This window comes from Mesorhizobium sp. M7A.F.Ca.CA.002.04.1.1 (assembly GCF_004022805.1).
Classification (GTDB): Bacteria; Pseudomonadota; Alphaproteobacteria; order Rhizobiales; family Rhizobiaceae; genus Mesorhizobium; species Mesorhizobium ciceri.
This window is the reverse complement of the sequence record NZ_RZPL01000795.1, coordinates 1-2,460: the sequence shown is the minus strand read 5'-3', so window position 1 is coordinate 2,460 and position 2,460 is coordinate 1. Positions and strand designations below refer to the sequence as shown.

General features: G+C 62.6%; 5 protein-coding genes. 1 reads left to right on the top strand and 4 read right to left on the bottom strand.

What is annotated here, in order from left to right; genetic code table 11:
• Window positions 1–428 (top strand): tetratricopeptide repeat protein (locus ENZ75_RS28570; RefSeq protein WP_164888067.1); only part of this gene is annotated, 428 nt, incomplete at its 5' end.
• A 50-nt stretch (window positions 429–478) separates the two neighbouring features.
• On the opposite strand, the gene ENZ75_RS28565 is transcribed toward ENZ75_RS28570, so the two are convergent.
• The 4 genes from ENZ75_RS28565 to erpA form a co-directional block, all read right to left on the bottom strand.
• On the bottom strand, window positions 479–733 hold the full coding sequence (locus ENZ75_RS28565; protein WP_244506831.1) for a hypothetical protein: 255 nt from the start codon (window positions 731–733) through the stop codon (window positions 479–481).
• Between the two features lie 135 nt (window positions 734–868).
• The gene (gene xth / locus ENZ75_RS28560; protein ID WP_013531286.1) at window positions 869–1,663 is read right to left on the bottom strand and encodes an exodeoxyribonuclease III; all 795 of its coding nucleotides are present in this window, start codon (window positions 1,661–1,663) and stop codon (window positions 869–871) included.
• Between the two features lie 16 nt (window positions 1,664–1,679).
• Window positions 1,680–2,075: a VOC family protein gene (locus tag ENZ75_RS28555; protein WP_013531287.1), complete on the bottom strand. Its 396-nt coding sequence runs from the start codon at window positions 2,073–2,075 to the stop codon at window positions 1,680–1,682.
• Between the two features lies 1 nt (window position 2,076).
• Complete coding sequence (gene erpA / locus ENZ75_RS28550; RefSeq protein ID WP_128278500.1) at window positions 2,077–2,424, bottom strand: iron-sulfur cluster insertion protein ErpA; 348 nt, start codon at window positions 2,422–2,424, stop codon at window positions 2,077–2,079.
• Window positions 2,425–2,460: the final 36 nt, after the last annotated feature.

The window sequence follows — 2,460 nt, the reverse complement described above, 5'->3', positions numbered from 1 at the left end:
ATTTGCGCACGGGCATTCCCGGCAGCCCGGTCACCGAGAACGAGGTGGCGGCCCAGGAATACTACATGCGCGCGGCTGCCAACTACCGCAACCCGAACGCACAGTTCGAGATGGGGCAGATGTTCCTGAAGGGCGAGGGCGGGGTGAAGGCCAGCGTCAAGCAGGCCGGGCGCTGGTTCCAACTCGCCGCCGAGAAAGGCCATGCCGGCGCCCAGGCGACGCTGGGCCATCTGTTGTTCCAGAGCGGCAAGATCGTTCGCGGCCTGGCGATGATGACGGCAGCGCTCGAACGCGCTTCGCCCGCTGACCAGCCCTGGATCCGCGGCATGCAGGAAGAGGCATTTGCCACCGCCGGCGAGGCCGACCGCCGCACCGCGATCTCGCTGGCCGATGATATCCTCACCAAGGGCAACAACGCGGACCAGTAGTTTTGCTGGCGGCTGAACTGCCGATCTCCCCCACGAAGCGGGAGATTGGCTCAGTTCGCGATCGGCTCCGTCGGCACCATGCTGGGCGCCGGCGTCGAGATCGGCGTGACATGGGGGTGTGGCGCCAGCGTGTTTTCCGGGCAGCTATCCCCGATCTTCGTCCACGAGGTGTTGTTGAGCACCATATCGCAGCGGGCCAGATGGCTCTGCTCGGCCACCGTCAGGCAGGCGACCTGACCGATCTGGTAGGATTTTCCATTGGCCAGGCATTCCTGGTCGGCAAATGCCGTACCAGGAACGGCCATGGCAAATGCCAGGCCAATGGGACAAAGATGAAATCGTGCGCTCATGGAACCCCAGCCGCCATGCTGGTCTGCAATGAACGGCGCGAAATGTGGCGATATGAGGGTTCAGCGCAGACGGGCCCGGCGAGGGTTCTCTCAAGCCGGCTGAAGCGCGAGATCGATCGCCACCGGGACATGGTCGGATGGTTTTTCCCAAGCGCGCACATGCTTTTCGATAGAGGCCGATGAGAATCGGTTGGCGGCTTCCGGCGACAAAAGCAGGTGGTCGATACGGATGCCGTTGTTCTTCTGCCAGGCGCCGGCCTGATAGTCCCAGAACGTATAGGTGTCGCGCGCGTCGGTGACCGCGCGCACCGCCTCGGTGAAACCAAGATTGAGCAGCCGACGGAAGGCCTGTCGCGTCTGCGGCTGGAACAGGGCGTCGCCCAGCCAATTCTCCGGAAACCGCGCGTCGATCGGCTCGGGAATGACGTTGTAGTCGCCGGCGAGCACCAGAGCCTCCTCAAGTCTCAGCCGTTCTTCGGCCCAGCGCTCAAGCCGCGCCATCCAGGACAGCTTGTAAGGAAACTTCTTCTCGTCATCGATCGGATTGCCGTTCGGCAGATAGAGCGAGGCGACACGCAAGGCGCCCTTGTCGGTTGAGAAAACGCCTTCGATGAAACGCGCCTGTTCATCGGCATCGTCGCCGGGCAGGCCCCTGATCACCTCGTCGAAGCGCAGCTTCGACAACAGCGCGACGCCGTTGAAACCCTTTTGGCCATGGGTTTCGACATTGTAGCCAAGCGCCTCGATCTCGGCGCGCGGGAACTGCTCGTCGACCGTCTTGATCTCCTGCAGGCAGACGATGTCGGGTGCGCTCTCGGTCAGCCAATGGGTGAGGTTGCCGATGCGGGCGCGGACACCGTTGATGTTCCAGGTGACGATTTTCATGGCGGTCTCGTGCTGTTCAGTTGGGCTCTTGCGGCGGATGGCGTTCGACGAGGCCGATCGTATTGCCAGCCGGGTCCTTTAGGAAGGCCATCCATTCGCTTTCCCCCGCTGGACCGAACTGGCCGTCCGTGTCGCGATGGACAAGCGTTGGCGGCGCGGTGAAAGGCACGCCGGCGGCAGCAGCCGAGGCATGGAACTGATCAAGGCCCGATATGTCGAGATAGACGGTTCCGGCCGGTACGCCGTCGGTGAACAGCAGCCTGATTTCTCCGGCCATGATGAAGGCGATGCCCGGCGGATCGAAGCGTGCATGGACAGCCATGCCCAGCACGTCGCGCCAGAAAGCCAGCGTCACGTCGAGGTCACGGCCAGCCGACAGCGCGATCTGACGGACCGCACCGATGGCAGGCATTCTATATGGAGAAACTCGTGCCGCAGCCGCAGGAGGCGACGGCGTTCGGATTGCGGATCTGGAACGACTGGCCCATCAGATCGTCGACGAAATCGATCACAGATCCGCCCATATAGACCAGCGACAAATCGTCGATCAGCACCGTGGCTCCGTCCTTCTCGATGGCTACGTCGTCGTCGTTGCGCGTATCGACCAGATCGAACTTGTAGGAAAAGCCCGAGCAGCCGCCGCCTTCGACCGAAACGCGCAGCGCCGTCTTGCCGGCTTCGTTCGAGCCAATCCTGGCGATCCGCTTGGCGGCGGCCTCGGTCATATCGACTTTCATGGCAGTCTTGGCATCAGCGCCCATGGGCGTCACCTTGCTTTCGGTTTCACATGATAGGTA